Source organism: Neolewinella aquimaris, assembly GCF_014197245.1.
Taxonomy (GTDB): domain Bacteria; phylum Bacteroidota; class Bacteroidia; order Chitinophagales; family Saprospiraceae; genus Neolewinella; species Neolewinella aquimaris.
The window spans coordinates 851,103-870,548 of the sequence record NZ_JACIFF010000001.1; the positions used below are offsets into that span (position 1 = coordinate 851,103).

At 59.4% G+C, this 19,446-nt stretch carries 17 protein-coding genes; 11 read left to right on the forward strand and 6 right to left on the reverse strand.

All coding sequences use genetic code 11. The annotated features are described in order from the left end of the window. Positions 1-11 precede the first annotated feature (11 nt). Entirely contained in the window at positions 12-632 is a 621-nt protein-coding gene (tmk, locus tag GGR28_RS03350) for a dTMP kinase (protein ID WP_183494295.1), read from the reverse strand. Further along, positions 629-2,815, reverse strand: a complete 2,187-nt coding sequence (locus GGR28_RS03355; RefSeq protein ID WP_183494296.1) for an SDR family NAD(P)-dependent oxidoreductase — start codon at positions 2,813-2,815, stop codon at positions 629-631. Before GGR28_RS03355 ends, tmk begins: the two co-directional genes overlap by 4 nt. A 151-nt stretch (positions 2,816-2,966) precedes the next feature. Here GGR28_RS03355 and GGR28_RS03360 point away from each other — a divergent pair, with 151 nt between their 5' ends. Further along, complete coding sequence (locus tag GGR28_RS03360) at positions 2,967-4,601, forward strand: S41 family peptidase (protein WP_183494297.1); 1,635 nt, start codon at positions 2,967-2,969, stop codon at positions 4,599-4,601. Between the two features lie 12 nt (positions 4,602-4,613). Here the strand turns inward: GGR28_RS03360 and GGR28_RS03365 are convergent, their stop codons facing one another. Next, the gene (locus GGR28_RS03365; protein ID WP_183494298.1) at positions 4,614-5,315 is read right to left on the reverse strand and encodes an RluA family pseudouridine synthase; all 702 of its coding nucleotides are present in this window, start codon (positions 5,313-5,315) and stop codon (positions 4,614-4,616) included. 84 nt (positions 5,316-5,399) lie between these two features. Between GGR28_RS03365 and GGR28_RS03370 the strand changes: the two genes are divergently transcribed. The 6 genes from GGR28_RS03370 to galK are packed head-to-tail and all read left to right on the forward strand — an operon-like array spanning position 5,400 to position 11,704. Then, entirely contained in the window at positions 5,400-6,248 is an 849-nt protein-coding gene (locus GGR28_RS03370) for a 1,4-dihydroxy-6-naphthoate synthase (protein ID WP_183494299.1), read from the forward strand. A gap of 43 nt (positions 6,249-6,291) precedes the next feature. Next, positions 6,292-7,368: a class II fructose-bisphosphate aldolase gene (gene fbaA, locus GGR28_RS03375; RefSeq protein ID WP_183494300.1), complete on the forward strand. Its 1,077-nt coding sequence runs from the start codon at positions 6,292-6,294 to the stop codon at positions 7,366-7,368. 51 nt (positions 7,369-7,419) lie between these two features. Further along, entirely contained in the window at positions 7,420-8,640 is a 1,221-nt protein-coding gene (locus GGR28_RS03380) for a glycosyltransferase (RefSeq protein WP_183494301.1), read from the forward strand. Next, positions 8,582-9,757: a 3,4-dihydroxy-2-butanone-4-phosphate synthase gene (gene ribB / locus GGR28_RS03385; RefSeq protein ID WP_183494302.1), complete on the forward strand. Its 1,176-nt coding sequence runs from the start codon at positions 8,582-8,584 to the stop codon at positions 9,755-9,757. The genes GGR28_RS03380 and ribB overlap by 59 nt, the downstream gene beginning before the upstream one ends. Before the next feature lie 51 nt (positions 9,758-9,808). Next, the gene (locus GGR28_RS03390; RefSeq protein ID WP_183494303.1) at positions 9,809-10,531 is read left to right on the forward strand and encodes a YebC/PmpR family DNA-binding transcriptional regulator; all 723 of its coding nucleotides are present in this window, start codon (positions 9,809-9,811) and stop codon (positions 10,529-10,531) included. A 12-nt stretch (positions 10,532-10,543) separates the two neighbouring features. Next, complete coding sequence (gene galK / locus GGR28_RS03395) at positions 10,544-11,704, forward strand: galactokinase (RefSeq protein WP_183494304.1); 1,161 nt, start codon at positions 10,544-10,546, stop codon at positions 11,702-11,704. Here the strand turns inward: galK and GGR28_RS03400 are convergent. Both GGR28_RS03400 and purL read right to left on the reverse strand, forming a co-directional pair. Further along, positions 11,701-12,804, reverse strand: coding sequence for a TlpA disulfide reductase family protein (locus GGR28_RS03400; RefSeq protein ID WP_183494305.1), 1,104 nt, complete (start codon positions 12,802-12,804; stop codon positions 11,701-11,703). The genes galK and GGR28_RS03400 overlap by 4 nt on opposite strands. A gap of 47 nt (positions 12,805-12,851) precedes the next feature. Then, the gene (gene purL, locus GGR28_RS03405) at positions 12,852-15,092 is read right to left on the reverse strand and encodes a phosphoribosylformylglycinamidine synthase subunit PurL (protein WP_183494306.1); all 2,241 of its coding nucleotides are present in this window, start codon (positions 15,090-15,092) and stop codon (positions 12,852-12,854) included. 177 nt (positions 15,093-15,269) lie between these two features. Here purL and GGR28_RS03410 point away from each other — a divergent pair, with 177 nt between their 5' ends. The 3 genes from GGR28_RS03410 to GGR28_RS03420 all read left to right on the forward strand — a co-directional run bounded on the left by GGR28_RS03410 (position 15,270) and on the right by GGR28_RS03420 (position 17,848). Continuing rightward, complete coding sequence (locus GGR28_RS03410) at positions 15,270-15,533, forward strand: co-chaperone GroES (RefSeq protein ID WP_183494307.1); 264 nt, start codon at positions 15,270-15,272, stop codon at positions 15,531-15,533. Between the two features lie 51 nt (positions 15,534-15,584). Further along, a complete protein-coding gene (gene groL, locus GGR28_RS03415; RefSeq protein ID WP_183494308.1) occupies positions 15,585-17,231 on the forward strand; it encodes a chaperonin GroEL in 1,647 nt (548 codons plus the stop codon). A 116-nt stretch (positions 17,232-17,347) separates the two neighbouring features. Beyond that, complete coding sequence (locus tag GGR28_RS03420; protein WP_183494309.1) at positions 17,348-17,848, forward strand: GbsR/MarR family transcriptional regulator; 501 nt, start codon at positions 17,348-17,350, stop codon at positions 17,846-17,848. A 12-nt stretch (positions 17,849-17,860) separates the two neighbouring features. Here GGR28_RS03420 and GGR28_RS03425 read toward each other — a convergent pair whose 3' ends face one another. Next, positions 17,861-18,535 carry a hypothetical protein gene (locus GGR28_RS03425; RefSeq protein WP_183494310.1) on the reverse strand — a complete coding sequence of 225 codons (675 nt, stop codon included), beginning with the start codon at positions 18,533-18,535 and terminating at the stop codon, positions 17,861-17,863. Positions 18,536-18,629: 94 nt separating this feature from the next. On the opposite strand from GGR28_RS03425, the gene rluF reads away from it, so the two are divergent. Beyond that, the gene (gene rluF / locus GGR28_RS03430; RefSeq protein WP_183494311.1) at positions 18,630-19,352 is read left to right on the forward strand and encodes a 23S rRNA pseudouridine(2604) synthase RluF; all 723 of its coding nucleotides are present in this window, start codon (positions 18,630-18,632) and stop codon (positions 19,350-19,352) included. The last annotated feature ends 94 nt before the right edge of the window (positions 19,353-19,446 follow it).

A 19,446-nucleotide genomic window follows, 5' to 3' on the forward strand; every position in this document is an offset into this window, starting at 1 on the left:
TGGTTCGGGTGCTATAATTCATCCACCAGGCGGGCGATGTCGTCGGCTACTTCTACCGCCGGTCGGGCCGCGTCGAGGGTCACGATGTTTTCCCCCGCTCCAAAGACGGTGAAGGCCTGACGGAAACTTTCCCGTACGTGGGTCAGCTTTTCGGTGGTCTCGAAGAGTTCGGTATCGCCCGTTCTGCCGCCGATCCGGTCCATGCTGGTCTGGGGATCGAGGTCCAGAAAGATGGTCAGATCGGCCGGTAGCGTGGTTTTTGCCTGTCGGTTGAGGGCGGCGATCCAGTTGGGATCGACGAACTCACTCTGGTAGGCCAGGCTGCTGAAGTAGTACCTGCTGGCAATGACGTGGTAGCCGGCGGCCAGTTGGGCGAGTAATCCGCTGTCTGGATGGAAAATGTGCTCCACCCGATCGGCCGCGAACAGGGCCGCCAGCGTCCGTGGATCCACCGTGTGCTCGTGGCGCAGGATGCTGCGGATCAGTCGCCCGGTCACCAGGTCGGTGGGCTCGGCGGTCAGGTGACAGGCTTCGCCCCGGGACTGCAGGTGGTCGCGGAGCATTTCGATCTGGGTGCTTTTGCCGCTGCCGTCTAGGCCTTCGACAACGATAAATAGGGGGCGATCGGTCATTCTTCTTCTTTGGGGGCATATTTATCGCGTCCGCTCCGGTCCACCACCGTTGAGCTCGCCTGCTGGATTCCCTGAAGCACCAGGTCCAAAATATTGACGTGGGCGGGCTGGGATACCATGAAGTGTATCGCTTCGGCCACGTCGCTCGACCGCAGTGGCTGAAAATCCTGATAAATTTTCGCCCGTTCCGCATCTCCGTCAAAGCGCACGAGCGCAAACTCCGTTTCCTCTACGTGGGCCGGACAGATCTGCCCCACCTTCACGCCGTGCTTCACCAGGTCCAGACGCATGGCGTAAGTCAGCGCATCTACCGCGTGCTTCGTGGCACAGTAGACGTTTCCGTTGGGATACACCTCCTTGCCGGCCGTGCTCGCTACGTTGATCACCAATCCCCGGCTACGCTTCACCATTCCCGGCGTTACGGCGCGGGTGAGGTAGAGTAGGCCACGGAGGTTCACGTCGATCATTTCGTCCCAGTGATCCAGCGATCCGGCGTGGATAGGATCGAAGCCTTTCGCCTTACCGGCGTTATTGATCAGAATATCAATGTCCTGCCACTCCTGCGGCAGCGAAGCAATGGCCTCCCCTACCCCGTCACGGTCCCTGACGTCGAGGGTGATCGTATGTATTTCGGCCTGGTGTTCTTCGGCAAGCTTGCGCCCGATCGTGCGAAGGCGGTCCTCCCGTCGTCCGATCATTGCGATTCGGTACCCATCGGCGGCCAGGCGTCGGGCGGTTGCCAGGCCGATACCGCTCGTAGCTCCGCTGATGAGAACGGTCTTACCGGCACCGGATTTGGGCGGGGGCGCAGGAGCGGAGGATTCCCGGGCCACCAACATTGCCTCCAACTGAGCAATGTTTTCTTTGAGGGCGGCCAGCGGACTGGCATCCTGCACGGGTTTTTCCTGGGTCACGGCACCGTAGAATGCCTGCTGGTTCACCGGGGTATCGTAGGCCGGCTCCAGGGAGGTGGCTACGGCAAAATTCTTGCGTGCCTCGGTTTTTTTTCCGGCGTCGAACAGGGCAACGGCGAGGCGATAGTGGGCCGGAGCGTGTCCGGGGTCAATCCGGATGGCCCGCCGCAGCATTTTGACGGCCTTTCGGCGTCGACCCAACTTGTTCGCCAGCAACTCGGCGTACCGGTATAGGGTGTCCGCGCCTGCCTCTTCGTACTTGACGGCCCGGCGCAGGTATGCGGCGGCTTCGGCAGAATGTTCGGGGAACTGTTCGTCGAGCAGGGTACCCAGCCGTTCGTTTAATCGGGGAAAGGTGGGAGACAGGTCACTCAACTGTTCCCAGCGGGTCCGTGCGGCTGAGTAATCACCGGCTGATTCGTACAGCTCTCCACTCAGGAAGAGCGCTTCCGCATGGTGGGGTTCGCGCTCGAGCAGGGCGTCGAGTTCCGTGCGGGCCTCCTGCAACTTTCCGGAAGACAGGGCCAGCATCAGGGCGTACTGGTAGTGGAGGTCGGCATTGTCGGGGTCCTGGCTCCGGCTGCTGTCGAGTAGGGAAAGGGCCGCTTCGTGGTCCCCGTCGTCTGCCAATCGCCAGGACTGCTGAATGGGGTCCCGGCTGGTCGTTCCTACGGGAGGGGTTGTTGGGGTCATGGGCGTTTGGTTGTTACGTCGTACGTAGTCGATGAGCGTACGAAAATGATTTTCTTCCAGGGCACGGTAACTTTTCATTCCGCTTCGCCCGAGTTTTTCTACTACCGAGGATACCGTTACGCTGGTCTCCCGGATCTTGCGCAGGTACCGTTCGAAGGAGGCGCGGTCGGCTTCGGCGTAGGTGTCGGTGTCGCGCCGAAGCTCGATGTACCGATCGTGCCAGTGACTGATGTAGTGCATCTGGTCGGAACGGCTGCTCAGTTTGGTTTCCCCCCTCACCAGCGTGCCGTCGGTGTCGGCATACTCGGCTTGCTCGATGAGGATTGGCAAGAGCGACCGGTTGGGCTGAAACAGGGATTCGGCCCGGAGCATGCAATTAGGATTGGTAAGGAATCGATCGCTCACGAGGAGCACGATGTCACTGGTGATCGGTCCCAGCAAATCGCTGAGCACGGCCTCGTCGTTTCCCCTACCTACCGACAGGTGGGTGCAGGAGGCTTCTCCCGCAAGCGCCGCTTCCAACCGTGCCGCGGTGGGCGCGTCGTCCTGGGTATATGCAAAGGCTAGGCCGATCATGACAGATTACTATGGGGGCGTAAAATAGGCCGAGATCACCGAAGCGACCCGGTGTGCCACCCATATTCGTAAACCGCTAAATGGCGGAGGCTAGCCAAAGTATTGGGGGCTGGTTAAAACTAAGCTGTACCTTTGCCCTTTCATTTTGAGTATGGAAAAAAGCAGCTTTACTTGGACGCCCCTGGTCTATAGCCTCCTCCTGGGAGTAGGCTTACTCACCGGCTTTTTACTGAATACGGATGCGCCCCTCGTGTCGGTAGGCAACGGCGGAAAGAGCGGCGGCAGCGGTCGCGTCGAACAGCTCATGGGCTACATCGAAGCGCGCTACGTCGACGAACCCAATGAGGAGGAACTCTACGAAGCGGCCATCACCGCGGTGCTCGATCACCTCGATCCCCACAGCAGCTACATCCCCCGCGACGAAATCCAGGCCCTCACCGAATCCATGGAGGGCAACTTCGAAGGCATCGGCATCGAGTACCTCGTCGTCGACGATACCATCACCGTCGTAAGCGCCCTGCCCGACGGCCCGTCGGACAAGGCAGGCATCCTGACCGGCGATCAGATCATCTACGTGGAAGACAGTCTCGTCACCGGAGTAGAGAAGCACGAGATCGATCCCGCCAGCCTGATGCGCGGCGAGGGCGGCAGTGACGTGAACCTGCGCGTGCGGCGCGCCGGGCAGCGGGAACTGCTGTCGTTCGTCATCACCCGCGGGCCCATCCCGGTGTACAGCGTGGACGCGGCCTACACGATCGACGACGAAACCGCCTACGTAAAGATCAACCGCTTCAGCCAGAACACCTACGCCGAATTCATGGAGGCCCTTAAGGTGCACCTGGAAGAAGCCGGTGCGCGTAATTTGATCATCGACCTGCGGGGTAATCCGGGGGGCTACCTCCAGGAAGCGACCAAGCTCCTCAGCGAATTGTTCGTACAACGCGGCGTACTATTGGTCTACACCGAGGGCCGCAGTTCCAGCCGCCAGCCCTACAAGTCCTCCGGCCGCGCACAGTACAACATCCAAAATGTCGCCATCCTCGTCGACGGCGGCTCGGCCAGCGCCAGCGAGATCGTAGCGGGAGCGGTGCAGGACCACGACCGCGGCATCGTTGTCGGACGGCGAACCTTCGGCAAGGGACTGGTGCAGGAGCAGTACCCACTGTCCGATGGATCGGCACTTCGCCTTACCGTGGCACGCTACTACACCCCCAGCGACCGCAGCATCCAGCGCAGTTATGAAGAAGACGAGGATTACCGCGGCGACCTCAACCGGCGCTTCGAAAGCGGGGAGCTCACCGGGCGCACGGCGGTACAGGTCGATAGCTCACTGATCTATTACACCGATAACGGACACCCCGTCTTCGGCGGTGGTGGGATAACTCCCGACTATTACGTGCCCCTGGACAGTAGCCTCAACGATCCGGATTTCCTTCGGCTGCGTCAGCAGATCGCGCCCTACATGTTCACCTACTTGCGCGATCACCCCGAACTGAACGACTATGTTTCCGTGGAAGACTTCGTGCGCGGATACCGCCCGGATATGGACCGGATCGTCCCGGATTTAGCCGCGCTTGCTATTGCTGACTACGAGGAAGTCAACACTGAGCTCCCGCGCCACCTGAGTAGTGAGCTTGAGCTGTTCTTCCGCGCCCGCCTGGCCAGGCAACTCTTCGGACCCAGCGCCTTCTACGAAGTGTACAATCGGGAGGACGAAACCGTCAGGGAAGCGCTGCGGCTACTCAACGACAAAGATCCACTCGCCGCTGCCCGCGGCATTCAGTAGATCGCCGCTGCCCTATTCGGTGATCCCTTTGAATAGTTGCCACAGCTGATCCTGCCGGGGCGTTTCCGCAATAATTTTAACCTGCTCCTTCTTCACCGGATGCAGGAATTCCAGGCTTCGGCTGTGGAGGTTGATGTTCCCGTCCTCGTTCGCCTGCCGGAAACCGTACTTCAGGTCGCCCCGGATCGGTGTTTCCAGCTGCTGCGCCAGTTGCACCCGGATCTGGTGGGGGCGGCCGGTGTGCGGGGTTACCTCCAGCAATACATTGGTTCCCACCCTACCCAGTAAGCGGTAATCGAGCGTAGCTTCCTTGGCCCCCTGGTGGCGATTGCTGTTTGCTTTAGGAAGCAACTTGCTGATGTTCTTTTTTGCGTCCTTGTAGATGAAGCCCCGGAGCGTTCCCTCGATCGGCGAAGGCTGTTCGGCCACGATGGCCCAGTACTTTTTGGTCACCTTGCGTTCGCGGAAGAGTTCCGTCATGCGTGAGAGTGCCTTGGAGGTGCGGGCGAAGAGGATCACTCCCGATACCGGGCGGTCCAGGCGGTGAATGGAGCCCAGGAAGACGTCCCCCGGTTTGTTGTACCGCAGTTTAATGTACTCCTTAGCCAGATCCATGACCGTTACGTCGCCCGTTTCGTCGCCCTGGCTGAGGTAGCCGGCCGGTTTGTTGACCGCGATAAGGTGATTGTCTTCGTATAGAACCTGTAACTGCATGGCATTGTCTTTATGTCTCCCCCGGCGGGGGGCGGGCAAATAACGCCACCATCGCCCGAACGTTAGCCAAAGTCACGAAATAATATGATCGAAGCCGGTCAACCCCTCACGCTCGGATTCAGTCCGTGCCCCAACGATACCTTCATTTTCGACGCGCTGGTGCACCACCGCATCGACATGGAAGGACTCTCCTTCGATGTCCGCCTGGCCGACGTTGAGGAACTGAACCGCCTCGCGTTCCAGCAGCAACTCGACGTGACCAAGCTAAGCTACCACGCTTTCGGTCACCTGACGGCCCACTATAAGTTACTGAACGCGGGGAGCGCCCTGGGTCGGGGAGTGGGACCTCTGCTAGTAGAAACTAAAAAGGAAAATTCTGGAGGAGTAATAGACTCCTATACTAAGATTGCCATCCCCGGTCAGTATACGACCGCGAATTACCTGCTTGGCCTCGCCTACCCGACCGCTACGAAAAAGTCCGAGGTGCTCTTCAGCGATATCGAGGATGCCGTCATCGCTGGCGACTACGATGCGGGCGTATTGATCCACGAAAATCGCTTTACCTACGCCGAGCGCGGCCTGGAAAAAATCGCTGACCTGGGAGAATACTGGGAATCCACCACGGGGTACCCCATCCCCCTCGGTGGCATCGTGGTGCGACGGTCGTTCTCGCCCGAACTACAGGGCAAAATTGACCGGGTGCTGGCCCGCTCCGTTCGGTATGCGTTCGAGCATCCGCAAGCAAGCAAGGAATACGTAGCAGCCCACGCACAATCGATGGATCCGGCAGTCCGGGAAAAGCACATCGGGCTGTACGTAAATGATTTCACCCGGAATCTCGGTCCGGAGGGGCAGGCTGCCGTGCGCCACTTCATCGCCGATGGCCGGGGGAAGGGCATTATACCGGCCGGAGCGGACGACTACATTGTATAGTTTTACGTTTCTTTGCGGGCACCAAACATAAATTATACCCATTATGGCAAAGCAATCATTCCGTGCTGGCGTACTCCACGGCGACGAAGTAACCGATCTGTTCAACTACGCACAGGCCAACAACTTTGCCCTCCCGGCCGTGAACGTCACGAGCAGCAGCACGGTCAACGCCGCCCTTGAGACGGCCAAGGCGGTAAACAGCCCCATCATCATCCAGTTCAGCAACGGCGGTGCCCAGTTCTTCGCCGGCAAGAGCCTGGACAACAGCAAGCAGCAGGCCTCCATCGCCGGCGGACTCAGCGGCGCGATGCACGTACACACTATGGCCGAAGCGTATGGCGTACCCGTCATTCTGCACACCGACCACTGCGCCAAGAAACTCCTCCCCTGGATCGACGGACTGCTCGACGCGGGCGAAAAATTCCACGCCAAGCGTGGCATCCCCCTGTACTCCAGCCACATGCTCGACCTCAGCGAAGAGCCCCTGGAGGAAAACCTGGAGATCAGTAAGAAATATTTCGAACGCATGGCCAAGATCGGCATGACGATCGAAATCGAACTCGGCGTCACCGGCGGTGAGGAAGATGGTGTTGACAACACCGACGTCGACAGCAGCCGCCTCTACACCCAGCCCGAAGAGGTCTTCGAGAGCTACCAGGCCCTCAATGCCGTAAGCAACCGCTTCACCATCGCCGCCGCCTTCGGCAACGTCCACGGCGTGTACAAACCCGGCAACGTAGAACTACGGCCCGTGATCCTGAAGAACAGCCAGGAGTTCGTACGCGAAAAGCTCGGTCTCCAGGAGGATCCTATCCACTTCGTATTCCACGGCGGCTCGGGTTCCAGCCAGGAGGAAATCCGCGAGGCCATCGGCTACGGTGCCATTAAGATGAACCTCGATACCGACCTTCAGTGGGCCTACTGGGATGGTGTTCGCACCTATGAATCAAGTAAGCGCGACTTCCTCCAGGCCCAGATCGGCAATCCGGAAGGCGAAGAGAAGCCCAACAAGAAGTACTACGATCCCCGGGTCTGGGTACGCAAAGCGGAGGAAGCATTCGTCGCCCGCCTCAAAACGGCCTTCGAGGACCTGAACTGCGTAGACGTTCTGGGAAGCTAACCAACCTCCGCACGGGCCGCCCGCAACCGTTTCGGCGATTACCTTTATCCCGTGGTCTGGCTGCCCCTTTTCCTGCTTCTTCTCTCCTTCGCCGGTGTCCTGCACACTTACGTGACCTACCCTGCTTACGTCCGGTGGGCGGCGGCGCGCAGGTGCAAGGAACCTAGCCCCGATCCGGCCCCGACCGAATGGCCGACCGTCCACCTCATCATGGCGGTTCACAACGAGGAGTCGGTGCTGGCCGAAAAGCTGCGTTCCCTGGCAGCCCTCGAGTATGCCGGACCGCTGCACTTTCACCTCTGCAGCGACCGGAGTACCGACGGGACCGACCGAATGCTCCGTGCATTCGCCCACGCGCACACCGATTCCGTGCATACCTACTTCAACGCGCGGCGGATGGGCAAACCCGCCACGGTTAACCGGGTGGTGGCTGACTTGCCCGGCACCGGCGTTTACGTGCTCACCGATGCCAGCGTACTGCTCACGGCAGGCGTAGTCACGGAATTGGTCGAGCCAATGCTACGGAACGACAGGATCGGGGTGGTCGATGCGCGCATGGTGCATACCGGCATTACGGACCACGGCATCAGCCGGTTCGAGGACAGTTACATCAACCGGGAAGTAGCCATCAAGCTGGCGGAGAGCTGTCTATGGCAGGCGATGGTCGGCCCCTTCGGTGGGTGCTGGGCCATTCGGGCGGAAGCTTTTTCGCCCGTCCCGGACAACTTCCTGGTTGACGATTTTTACCTCTGCATGGCGGCCTACGAGGCCGGCTGGATGGGAGTGAGCAATGAGCGGGCCGTTGTCTTCGAAGGAGTGGGACAGCGATTGGCCGATGAGTTTCGCCGCAAACGCCGCATCGGTGCCGGCAACTGGCAGAACTTGCTGCGCTTCCGCCACCTGTGGTGGCCGCCGTGGCGCGACCCGCTGGCCTTCGCTTTCTTCAGCCATAAGGTACTGCGGTGGATCACCCCCCTGCTGCTCCTGCTCGGGGGGCTGTCGTATGTCGCGGTGATCCTGTTGTCCGGCAACTATTGGGCTACCGCCTTGTTTGTGGTTTTGTGCGGTGCCATACTGCTCGCGGTGGTTACCGAACCCCTACTGCTTCGTCTCGGCATACCCTGCACCCGCGTCCGCGCCCTACGCTACTTTTTAGCGATGAACCTGGCGCTGCTCCTCGGATTTTTTCGTTTTTTAAAAGGAATCAAAAGTAATGTCTGGCAACCTTCTCACCGACACCAAGACCCCGGAAGCCTCCGAAATACGCGCTAAGCTGAATACCATCGAGGAGGCCATACTGGACATTCGTGCCGGTAAACTCGTGATCGTGGTCGACGACGAAGACCGGGAAAACGAGGGCGATTTCATCTGTGCCGCGGAACGCGTCACGCCCGACATCATCACCTTCATGGCCACCCACGGTCGGGGACTCATCTGCACCCCCATCGAGGAAGAACGCGCCGATGAACTGGACCTGCCGATGATGGTCAACACCAACACCGACATTCACGAGACGGCCTTTTCCGTGAGCATCGATCTCATCGGACACGGCTGCACCACCGGGATCAGCAGCTACGACCGGGCCACCTGCATCCGGCGACTGACGGAGCGAAGTGCCCGCCCCACCGACTTTGCCCGCCCGGGCCACGTGTTCCCGCTACGGGCGGTAAAGGGAGGCGTCCTGCGCCGGACCGGCCACACCGAAGCCGCCGTGGACCTGGCCCGCATGGCCAACTTGTTCCCCGCCGGCGTGGTGGTGGAAATATTGAAGCCAGACGGCACCATGGCCCGCTTGCCGGACCTGCTTGTCCTGGCCGAGCAACACGACCTGAAGATCATCACCATCGAGGACCTGGTCGCTTACCGCCTGCGCACCGAGCGACTGGTGGAAGCGGAGTTCAGCATGGATCTGGAAACCCGCTACGGTCCTTTTCGTCTGACCGCCTACCGGCAGACCACGAACGAGGACGTTCACCTGGCCCTCACCCACGGCGAATGGTTGCCCGACGAACCGGTCCTCACCCGCGTCCACAGCAGCACCAGTAGCCGCGACCTGATGCACAGTCTACTGAGTGGCTACAGCACCGGATTGCGCGGCCCCCTGGAGAAAATTGCCGAAGAAGGAAAGGGCATCCTGCTCTTTATGCGCCCCCACCAGGACGCGAACGACATCATTGCCGGACTGCGGCTCCTTAAATCGCGGATGCAGGACGGGAAGTCGGTCCGCCCCCCCGAACCCCGCAGCGAGGAGCAACGCGATTTCGGAATCGGTGCCCAGATTCTACGCGACCTCGGCGTTTCCAAACTTAAGGTGCTCAGTAATGCCCCCAAACACCGCATCGGCCTGGAGGGATACGGGCTGGAGATCGTGGAATTCGTAGGACTGTAAGCGGTTGCGGGCGAAAGCGGGTAGTGTATATTTGCGCCAAATTAGAGTCGTATGGGACGTGCATTCGAATACCGTAAGGCCCGCAAGATGAAGCGGTGGGCCGGTATGGCCAAGGCCTTTACCAAAGTGAGCCGGGAAATCAATATTGCCATTAAGGAAGGCGGCCCCGACCCCGACTACAACCCCCGTCTGCGCCTCGCGATCGCCAACTCCAAGGCGGTCAATATGCCGAAGGCCAACGTCGATGCCGCCATCAAGCGGGCGACGGACAAGGACTCCGCCAGCTACGACGAGGTGACCTTTGAGGGATACGGTCCCCACGGCATCGCCATTCTGGTCGAAGCTACCTCCGACAACAACAACCGCACCGTAGCAAACATCCGCCACGTGTTCTCCAAATACGGCGGGAGCATGGGCGTCAATGGTTCGGTCGATTACATGTTCTCCCGCAAGGGGCAGTTCAAGGTCAAGCGGGAAGACCTTGAGGGCGACCTGGAAGAGATCGAGCTCGAGCTCATCGACGCAGGACTGGACAGTATTGAGCAGGACGAAGACGAGATCACCTTCTACACGGCCTTCGAGGACTTCGGTAAATTTCAGCACGAGCTGGAGGAAAGAAACATCGAAGTGGACAACGCCGAACTGGTGCGCATCCCCAGCCACACCAAAAAGCTTTCCGATGCGGAGGCCGATGCGGTGATCAAACTCATTGATATGCTGGAGGAGGACGACGATGTCGCCAACGTCTTCCACACCATGGACGAAAGCGAATAATTTTATCTGCACATGCTGGAACCCCTCCAACGCTACATCGGTACCCTCGCCGATGCCCCCGCTCCGGCGGAATGGCCCTACGTAGTGCGATCACCCGGCCGCATCAACCTGATCGGGGAACATATCGATTATACCGGAGGATTGGTAATGCCGGCTGCGATCAACCATCACATTCACTTTGTCGTCCGCCCCGTCGAAGCGCCCGAATGGCAGTTGCACGCAGTGGACATCGAAGAGACCTTCACCCTACCCTTGCCGATCACTGGCCGCACCGAACACCTCTGGGTCGACTACCTCGCGGGCATCGGCGTTCAATTTCAGGACCAGGGGCACTTTTTACCCGGACTGGAGATTGTCTTCGGCGGTGACCTGCCCCGTGGTTCCGGTATGAGCAGCTCGGCGGCACTGGAAGGAGGGATGGCTTACCTACTCAACGAATTACTTTCCGTGGGGCTCACCCGTCCCGAACTGGCCAACCTCTGCCGGAGGTCGAGTAATACCTTCCTGGGAATTCCCTCCGGAATTATGGACCAGTACGCCAGCCTGAACGGCCGCGCCGAGGGGCCGATCGTACTCAATTGCCACACCCTGGAATCGGAGCCAGTCAAGAATAAATTACGGGGCTACGGACTTATGCTCGTCAACTGCATGGTGTCCCATGACCTGAGCGATGGCGCCTACGGAAAGCGGGTCGCTGAGTGCAATCGTGCGCTTACTGCGATTCAGGTGAAGTTCCCTGAAGTGAGTTATCTAAGCGCGGCCACCGAATCTCAACTGGACGCGGTCGTTGCTACCCTCGATCCGACGGTGACCAAACGGGCCCGCTACGTAATCCGCGAAAACGATCGGGTAAGGAGAGCGATCACAGCGCTGGAGGCCGGCGCGAGCTCCGAAATGGGCGCCCTGCTCAACGAAACCCACCGGGGTCTCCGCGACGAGTACGAAGTAAGCTGTGCCGAGCTCGATTTTCTACAGCAAACCGCAACCGAAGTGGACGGAGTGGCGGGAGCCCGTATGATGGGCGGGGGTTTCGGGGGCTGCACGATAAACTTGCTGCGCCTCGATAGATTTGCTGCCTTCCGCGAGCAATTAACCCAGCGGTACCAACAGCAGTACGGACTTACCCCCGAATTCTATCCGGTTGAGATCGCCGCGGGTACGGAGATGATTTAGAGAACCTTCTGCAGCGCTCGTTCGATCGAGGCCGCGCCACGCAGGCCCACCTCCGCTATCTTACCATCGCGGTCGATCAGGAAGGTCGCCGGGATGCCGCGTACGCCGTACTTGGCCGAGGCCTCCCCGCTCCAGCGCTTGAGTTCACTACCGTGGTTCTCCCAGACCAGCCCGTCCTGTGCGATGGCATCTACCCATTTCTGTCGTTGATTGTCTTTCGCGATCTTCACTTGTTCGGGCGTCAGGCGGGCCGCCTGGCTGTTGTCGATACCGTCAAGGCTGACGCTATAGATGGTGAATCCCTGGTCCTTGTACCGGTTGTACACCTTGACTACGTTGGGATTTTCCCGCCGGCAGGGGCCACACCAGGCAGCCCAGAAATCGAGCAACACCACCTGACCACGTAGATCCGAAAGGGTGTAGGTCTTTCCATCGGGTCCCTCCAGCTCCAGGTCGGGGGCGGGCTGCCCCGGTTGTACGAGCCGCTGACTCTTCTCGAAGGCGATTTGCTGCTTCAACTGAGCGACGTACTCGCCGTAGGCTTCGCGGCTCGGGTCGCCCTCCGGCAACCCGGCCACTACTTCTTCGTGAATCGGGAGGGCGTCTTCACCGGCACGAAGTAGGGCGCTGAAGGCGATGAAGGCCGCCGTGTAGGGGTTTTCTACCTCACCGACAAGCTCCCGGAATTCTTCCATACTACCTACTTCCCGGGTCTCCTTCATCACGCGTGCGGTTTCGGCCGCGGCGGGGGATCCTTCGATCGTGAAGTCGTACTCCCCAAAGGTGCTGACGTCGCCGTCGATCACAATGTCGCTATCGGAATTGTCGATCGCAAAGGTCGCCTTCTGCGCGCCTACCCTGATTTGGTACAGCCCATCCTTGAGGCCCTCCTCAAACGAAAAGGTAAAGTTGCCCGCCTCATCGATGCTTGTATTCTTGAGCATTTCCTTTTCCCCGCCTACGGTGATCCGGTCGAGGTTGGCGGTCAGGCCGTTTGCATTGCTCAGGTGGACGTCGATGGTGGTACCGTCCGCACCACCGCCGCTGCATCCGAGGACGAGCGTCAGGGCACATAGGAGGACTAACTGAATCTGGCGCATCTGGGTGTCGTTTTACAAAAAAGGAATAAGGAATGCCTTTAGTTGAATCAGGATTCCAGAATGGCAGCCAGGGTGTCGTTATGGCTGGTTTCCCATTCCATGAGATTTCCCCAATCTTCGCCATCGATGGTAATGTTGTTGCCTGCTACCCGCCCGATCACCCGGAATCCGACGCCCTGTTCGCGCAGCAAGTCTTCCAGGTCTCCGGTGCGCGATTCGTCGGCCGTAACCACTACCCTCCCCTGAGCCTCCCCGAAGAGGAATGCGTCCTTGCGCATTTCGGTGTCGGTGTCGACCGTGAATCCGTGACCGCCCTCGATCGCCGATTCGCATAAGGTCTGAAACAGGCCACCGTCGCTTACGTCGTGGGCACTCTTGATGTGCTGCCCGCGGATCGCCGCCAGAATGGCACGGTGCAACTTGAGCTCCTTTTGCAGGTCGAAGTGGGGAACCGTACTGTGCTCGATGCCGTGAACGACGCGGAGGTACTCCGAGGAACCCAGGTCCTCCACATTGTCTCCTACCAGATAGATCACGTCGTCCTGCGCCTTGAATCCTAAGGACATGGTGCGCTTTACGTTATCTACCACTCCAAGCATACCGATGGTGGGGGTAGGATAGACCGGCTCGATGCGACCGCCTTCGTACTGCGACTGGTTGTAAAAGCTTACGTTGCCCCCAGTTACCGGCGTGTTGAACGCACGGCAAGCTTCACCCATGCCCTTGATCGCGTTCACGAATTGATAGAAAGCTTCCGGATTGTAGGGGTTACCGAAGTTCAGGCAGTTCGTGATGGCTACTGGTTCTCCGCCCGAACAGGCGATGTTGCGGGCTGCCTCGGCGACGGCGATCATGGTACCCACGTACGGGTCGGCGTAGACGTAGGTCGAGTTGCAGTCGGTCGTGACGGCCAGTGCTTTATCGGTCCCCTTTACGCGTACCAGGGCGGCATCGGAGGGGGTATTTTCGGTCATGCTGTTGGTCCGCACCGTTCCGTCGTACTGCTCGGTGACCCAATTTTTGGAGACCAGGCTGGGGGACTTGAACAGCTTTGTGGCGGCGGCGCGCAGGTCCGATGGAACTTCCACGGTAGCGGGGTCAAACTGGTCGACCTTATCCAGGTAAGCCGGTCGGCGGGTTTCCCGTTCGTACACGGGGGCACCTCCACCGAGCACCAGGGGTTCGGCGGGCACATCGGCTACCAGTTCGCCCCCTACGTAGTATTCGAGCCTTCCGGTGTCGGTGACTTCGCCGATCTGCTCGCACTCCAGGTCCCACTTGTCGAAGACGGCCAGCAGTTCCTGCTCCCGGCCCTTGTGGCAAACGATCAGCATCCGTTCCTGACTCTCACTGAGCAGGATCTCCCAGGGCTTCATGTCAGACTGACGCGTGGGGACCTTATCCAGGTCGATGCGCATGCCGGTGCCGGACTTGGCACTCATTTCCGAAGTAGAACAGGTGATTCCCGCGGCTCCCATGTCCTGCATGCCCACGACGGCGCCGGTGGCAATGACTTCCAGACTGGCTTCGAGCAGCAGTTTCTCCTGAAAGGGGTCTCCTACCTGTACCGCGGGCAGGTCGTCGGCACTGTCCTCCGTAAGGTCCGCGGAGGCAAACGTTGCCCCGTGGATGCCGTCCTTTCCGGTAGCGGATCCGACGATGAATACGGGGTTTCCGGGGCCATCGGCGGAGGCCGAGACGGTCTCTCCGACCTTTACGATCCCTACCGACATGGCGTTGACCAGGATATTCTGGTTGTAGCTGGGGTGGAAGAAAACCTCTCCACCCACGACGGGCACGCCGAAGCAGTTGCCGTAATCGCCAATGCCCTTGACCACGCCCGCTACGAGGTGTTTGGTGTGGGCCAGGTGGGGATCGCCGAAGCGCAGGCTGTTGAGCGAGGCGATGGGACGGGCGCCCATGGTGAAGATGTCCCGGTGAATGCCCCCTACCCCGGTGGCCGCTCCCTGGTAGGGCTCGATGGCGGAGGGGTGGTTATGGCTTTCGATCTTGAAGGCACAGGCCAGTCCGCCGCCGATGTCAACCAACCCGGCATTTTCTTCACCGGCACCGACCAACAGTCGCTCGCCGTCGCGGGGCAGCGTTTTCAGCCACATGATCGAGTTCTTGTAGGAGCAGTGCTCCGACCACATTACCGAAAAGATGCTCAGTTCGTTGAAGTTGGGGGTACGTCCCATGATTTCCTCGATCCGGTTAAATTCTTCCGCGGTGAGTCCGAGGTTCTTTGCTACCTCTACGTCTACCTGCACGCTGCTTGCCGTGGCCATGGGCTGGGATTTTGTGAAGGGGCAAAAGTAGGCAATTCGCGCTTGCGGTACCAACTGTCGATCGGCTGACATTTTGACCGCCGCCCGCCGGTGGCACGGTCTTCGTACCGGCCCAGCGGTGATTGGTCTCGACTAGTCGCCAGATTTAACCCAATTGTCAACTAAACCATATCATACATGAAGCCGATCAACGATCGAGTAGTGGTCAAACCCGCACCCGCAGAAGAAAAAACTAGTGGTGGTATCATCGTTCCCGATACCGCTAAAGAGAAGCCCCAACGCGGCGAAGTCATCGCCGTAGGCCCTGGAAAGGAGGGCAACGCCATGACCGTCAGCATTGGTGACATCGTCCTCTACGGCAAGTATGCCGGCCAGGAACTCAAGCACGAAGGGCAGGACCTGCTCATCATGCGCGAAGACGACATCCTGATCATCCTTTAGGAGCAGGAACCGTCGCACAATCCCATTCGAAAACTAAATTTATAATCAATTATGGCTAAGGAAATTAGCTTTGACCGCGTCGCCAGAGAAAAACTGCGCAGCGGTGTAGACGCCCTCGCTAATGCAGTGAAGGTAACCCTGGGACCCAAGGGTCGCAACGTCGTCATCCAAAAATCATTCGGCGCCCCCCAGATCACCAAGGATGGTGTAACGGTGGCTAAGGAGGTAGAACTGGAAGACGCCGTCGCCAATATGGGCGCCCAAATGGTAAAAGAAGTCGCCAGCAAGACCGCCGACATCGCCGGTGACGGTACCACCACGGCTACCGTTCTGGCCCAGGCCATGATCCAGGCCGGCCTTAAGAACGTCACCGCCGGTGCCAACCCGATGGACCTCAAGCGCGGCATCGACCTCGCTACCAAGAAGGTCATCGAGCACCTGAAGACCCAGAGCGAAGTCGTCGGCGACGATTTCAGCAAGATCCAGCAGGTCGCGGCCATCTCCGCCAACAACGACAACGAGATCGGCAGCCTCATCGCCGACGCCATGCGTCGCGTGAGCAAGGACGGCGTGATCACCGTCGAGGAAGCCAAGGGCACCGACACCTACGTGGAGGAAGTCATGGGTATGCAGTTTGACCGCGGCTACCTGAGCCCCTACTTCGTGACCGACACGGAGAGCATGACCACCGAATACGAGAACCCCTACGTGCTGATCCACGACAAGAAGATCAGCAACATGCAGGACATCGTGCCCATTCTCGAAATGGTCATTCAGAGCGGTCGCCCGCTGCTCATCATTGCCGAGGACATCGAAAGCCAGGCACTGGGAGTATTGGTTGTAAACCGTCTGCGCGCCCAGTTGAAGGTAGTTGCCGTAAAGGCTCCCGGCTTCGGTGACCGTCGCAAGGCCATGCTCGAAGACATTGCCGTCCTGACCGGCGGTACCGTCATCAGCGAAGAAAAGGGCTACAAGCTCGACCAGACTTCCCTCGACCTGCTCGGTAGCGCCGAGAAGATCACCGTGGACAAGGACAACACCACCATCGTCAACGGTGCCGGTGACGAAAGCCAGATCAATGGCCGCGTCAACCAGATCAAGCAACAGATCGAATCCACTACCTCCGACTACGACCGCGAGAAGCTCCAGGAGCGTCTGGCTAAGTTGGCCGGTGGGGTAGCCGTACTCTACGTGGGCGCAGCTACCGAAGTGGAAATGAAGGAGAAGAAGGACCGCGTCGACGATGCACTCCACGCTACCCGTGCCGCCGTTGAGGAAGGTATCGTAGCCGGAGGCGGTGTCGCCCTCGTACGTGCCATCGACAGCCTGGATGGACTGGAAGGAGAGAATGAGGACCAGAAGATCGGTATTCAGATCGTCCGCAAGGCCCTCGAGTCTCCCCTGCGCACCATCGTGGACAACGCCGGCGTAGAGGGCAGCGTCGTACTGCAGAACGTACGCAGCAACAGCGGCAGCTACGGCTACAACGCCCGCACCGACGCCTACGAGGACCTGAAGAAGGCCGGTGTGATCGACCCCACCAAGGTCACCCGCATCGCCCTGGAGAACGCCTCTTCGATCGCCGGAATGGTACTTACCACCGAGTGTGTCATCAACGACATGCCCGAGGCGGAAGGCGCCGGTGGCGGAGGACATTCCCACGGCGGAATGGGCGGAGGCATGGGAGGAATGATGTAATCATCCCCCACCGATTATACTAGATAACCCCGGTTGGCCCTGGCCAACCGGGGTTTTTCATTAACGATTTAACCTTTTTGATTCAACACTATTCAGTGCGCGCGATTTACAAGCCTATGGAACTTCAAGAGGGAAAGGAAAAATTTATCGAGGCCTGGGGAGCGCTCGGCAGTTCGTGGGGCGTCACCCGCACCATGGCCCAGATTCACGCCCTGCTGCTGATTGCCGACAACCCGCTCAGTTCCGACGACATTATGGAGGAGCTGCAGATCAGTCGCGGCAACGTCAACACCAACACCCGCATGCTGCTGGAGTGGGGACTGGCACACAAAAAACTCATCCCCGGCGAACGCAAGGAGTTCTTCGTGGGAGAAAAGGACATGTCGAAAGTGGTCAAGAACATCATCATTGCCCGCAAAAAACGCGAGCTCGAACCGATGCTCCGCCTCCTCGACGACCTTACGGGGGTAAGGGGGGACGACAACGAGGCCGAGGAGTTCCGTAGCGTGATCCGCGACCTCAAGCTGTACAGCCACAAGGCGGACTCGGCCCTGGCCGCGCTCGTCAAGGTCGACAGCAACTGGTTTTTCTCCACCTTCCTCACCATGCTCAAATAGCGGCGCAGCGACTTACGGCAGCCTCGTAATCACCATCCACCCGCCCCGCTCGTCGTTGGACAGCAGCGAGAATTCGCGATCGTAGGGCGGATTTAGGGTCTCCGATCGTTGCGTGCCCAGGTGGCCGATCACCGTGACCCGCCGCCGTACTTGCTCGTTCTCCGGCAACCTGATCGTCACCCGTCCGGTAGTCGGTATGTAGATCACGTAGTTGCCCAGTGTATCGGCCGCGGCTACGGCTTCGGAAGGATTGTCGACCGCAAGAAGATCCGGCGATGCGTCCTGCCCGCTGAAGTCGATGTACCGTTCCACCGTTCGGAGCGCCCGCAGGCTGTTTAGCCGCGACTGGGTCAGTTTCCGGTATACCCCTCCCCGCCCGCCCTCCAGGACCTGACGGTTGAACTGTGCGATCCCGTCCACCAGTAGTCCGGGCGGCAGAATACCAACTGTGTCGAGTGACACACCGGCTTTCGCCGCTGCCGTTAATAGATCCCGTAGCTCTTGTGGACCGTAGTTGCTTACGTCGAGCCTCAGATAGTTTCCGCCGTTTGTCCTTATTTGCTTCAGCAGCTCGCGCGCTGGTTCCGGACCGAGCGCGGTTTCCGACAAATCGAATCCCATGATCAACCCTGCGGGCGTTACCGTACGTTCGGGGGTGGCGGGGCCGCAGGAGCCGAGAAAAATCATGTAGCAAAGTGCCGGGGCAAGCAACCGATGGAAGTACACGCCGCGAAGATAATCGGTCGCCCTGGTTAGCTTTGGCCCCTCAACTACTAAAGTTATGGATGCTCCTTCCGTTTCCCTCAACAAATTCGTCGCCGGTACCGGCATTTGCAGCCGCCGGGAAGCGGATCGCTGGATCGAGGCGGGGAGACTGGCGATCAACGGCACCATCGCTGTGAAGGGGAATCGCGTCGTGGCGGGGGATGTAGTGACGTTGGATGGCAAGGAGATCGGGCACCGCCCCGCTCCAATCTACCTGGCTTTTCACAAGCCCGCCGGCGTGACGAGTACCACCGACCAGAAGGATCCCGACAACATCATCGACTTCATCAATTACCCCCAGCGCATCTTTCCCATCGGCCGGCTGGACAAGGCTTCCACCGGCCTAATCCTGCTGACCAACGACGGCGACATCGTCAACCAGATCCTGCGGGCCGAGAACGATCACGAGAAGGAATACATCGTTACGGTTGACAAGCCGATCACGGACTCCTTTCTCAGGAGAATGTCCGGCGGACTTCCGGTGCTCGGTCAGCGAACGAAGCAGTGTACCGTCGAGCAACTCAACGTTCGCATATTCCGCATCGTACTGACGCAGGGGCTCAACCGGCAGATCCGGCGCATGTGTGAATTCCTGGGATATCGGGTACGTACGCTCAAGCGAATTCGCATCATGAACATCGAGCTCACGGGCTTGCCGGTTGGTCACTACCGCCCACTCACCGAATCCGAAATGGAGCAATTGAACGCCCGCCTGGAGGGGATGGAACCCGAGCAATAAGCTGCCGAAAACAGGTGGGTCGTGGACGTCGGAATGCGACACAACCTGCCCCGGTCGGGCTTGTTAAGGTCATGAACTACTTTTGCACCCCAAA